This window comes from Streptosporangium sp. NPDC051023, assembly GCF_040689595.1.
In the GTDB taxonomy this organism is placed as follows: domain Bacteria; phylum Actinomycetota; class Actinomycetes; order Streptosporangiales; family Streptosporangiaceae; genus Streptosporangium.
In genome coordinates, this window is the sequence record NZ_JBFBCE010000228.1 from 1 (window position 1) to 1,611 (window position 1,611).

Annotated in this window: 4 protein-coding genes; all 4 read left to right on the forward strand. The window is 68.2% G+C overall.

Annotation, left to right across the window (positions count from 1 at the left end; all coding sequences use genetic code 11):
• The first annotated feature begins 141 nt into the window (after positions 1-141).
• Genes AB0395_RS48290 through AB0395_RS48305 form a run of 4 tightly spaced genes read left to right on the forward strand, consistent with a single transcriptional unit; the run spans position 142 to position 1,470 of the window.
• A complete protein-coding gene (locus AB0395_RS48290; protein WP_366295130.1) occupies positions 142-441 on the forward strand; it encodes a hypothetical protein in 300 nt (99 codons plus the stop codon).
• Positions 438-695, forward strand: coding sequence for a hypothetical protein (locus AB0395_RS48295; protein WP_366295132.1), 258 nt, complete (start codon positions 438-440; stop codon positions 693-695). The genes AB0395_RS48290 and AB0395_RS48295 overlap by 4 nt, the downstream gene beginning before the upstream one ends.
• A 33-nt stretch (positions 696-728) precedes the next feature.
• Positions 729-1,103, forward strand: a complete 375-nt coding sequence (locus AB0395_RS48300; RefSeq protein WP_366295134.1) for a hypothetical protein — start codon at positions 729-731, stop codon at positions 1,101-1,103.
• 55 nt (positions 1,104-1,158) lie between these two features.
• Positions 1,159-1,470 carry a hypothetical protein gene (locus AB0395_RS48305; RefSeq protein WP_366295137.1) on the forward strand — a complete coding sequence of 104 codons (312 nt, stop codon included), beginning with the start codon at positions 1,159-1,161 and terminating at the stop codon, positions 1,468-1,470.
• The last annotated feature ends 141 nt before the right edge of the window (positions 1,471-1,611 follow it).

The following is a 1,611-nucleotide window of genomic DNA, read 5'->3' on the forward strand; positions in this document are numbered from 1 at the left end:
TGGCCTCTTTCAGCCGGGGCGCGCCCCCCGGCAGGTGCGGGCGGGGCCGCCCCACGGCGTTTCGGGGAAAGCGCTCGACGTCATGGCTAAGTAGACGTACAGTCATAAGTGTAAGAACAAAGCGAACCCTGGAGGATCCCGATGGCCACCGACAACCAGAACCGCACCGCAGCCCTCAAGGCCCAGATGGTCAACCTCACCAAAGCCCAGCCCACCGGCACCCTGTGCCAGGCCCTGGAGATGCTCGACGGCCGCCCCCTCGACGCGGCGGAGACCCTGGCCCGCGTGACCATCATCGACGTCCTGTGTGAGCGCCACCCCGAGGTCGAGGACGCCTTCCAGGCCTGGGCCGAGGACGAGAACGAGGAGAACACCGAGACCGCCGTCGCGGTCATCGTCCGCGCCGCCCGCGCCGCCAAGAGCACGAAGGCGAACCGGTGAACAACACCGACCTCCGGAAGATCGCCGGGCTCGTCAACACCGAGGTACGCGTCACCGCTGTCTTCACCATCCGGGGCTGCCCCAGTGAGCCGAAGGTGTACGAAGGGCTCCTGATGGCGATCGGCCAAAAGCAGGGGCCCCGCGACCGCAACACCAAGCCCTGGTGTCTGGTGCTCAACGCCATCGACCACACGGGAGGCGTGCCGATCATCGCTATCCGCAGCGTCGTCTCGGTCGAACCACTGAAGTCCTGACCACCCATGGGAAACCGACGCAAGAAGGCCACAATGACCTCCCAGACCCCCGGCCAGGCTCTCACCGCCGCCCTGCGAACCCGCCTGCACATCGGCTCCCGCACACGCCGCTACCGCCGCTCCCACGACCTGTTCGCCGCCGCCCTCGCCGCAATTCGCCGCGCAGACATGGAGGACGTCCTCGCCCCGGGGTACCCGGTCCTCTGGTCCTGGGAGATGCACGTCGAGGGGGGCCGCGTCGACATCGAGCAGCGCGCCTACCTGACCACCCTTACCGCCTGGGACTTCACCGCGATCCTCGGCGACATGATCGACGCCGGAGTCTCCAGCATCGGCGAGGGCGAGCGCTACTTCGCCGACCGGGCCGAGGCCGACCGCCAGGCCTGGCGCAACCGTCCCGCTCCCTGATCCCACCCCGGCCCGCGGCAATCGACCGCGGGCCCTACTCCTACCTGGAGATCCCATGCAGCACATCACGGTTCATGCCGGCCAGATCGACACCATCGCCCGCCACGCCGTGCTCGACGCGGAGACCGAACCGTTCTGCGACAGCACCCCCACCCAGACCACCCGTGACAGCGCGCCCGCTATCCGCGTGCCGTTCTACGACGTCGTCGAGCACGAGACGGCGCTGGACCTGTTCCGTCGGGCCGCCGTCCGGCTCAGCTACGAGGACATCATCGGCACCCAGACCGGCGAGCGCCTGGAGGTGGGCGCCGCGCCCGACGGCGAGCCCGCTTTGATCATCCTGAACGCGACGCTCGTCGGCGCCTGACCGCCCCTGGGGACGGAACACGGTGGGGCCGGTCCGATCGGACCGGCCCCCCCCGGGGGGGGGTGGGGTTGCAGTCGACGTCAAAAAGAAGTAGTCGGACAAAAAAATAATGAAAAACAAAAAGAAACCCCAACAGGGGGC

Coding starts and splice junctions, on each gene's coding strand:
- AB0395_RS48290 (WP_366295130.1), top strand. CDS start 142: ATGGCCACCGACAACCAGAACCGCACCGCAGCCCTCAAGGCCCAGATG.
- AB0395_RS48300 (WP_366295134.1), top strand. CDS start 729: ATGACCTCCCAGACCCCCGGCCAGGCTCTCACCGCCGCCCTGCGAACC.
- AB0395_RS48305 (WP_366295137.1), top strand. CDS start 1,159: ATGCAGCACATCACGGTTCATGCCGGCCAGATCGACACCATCGCCCGC.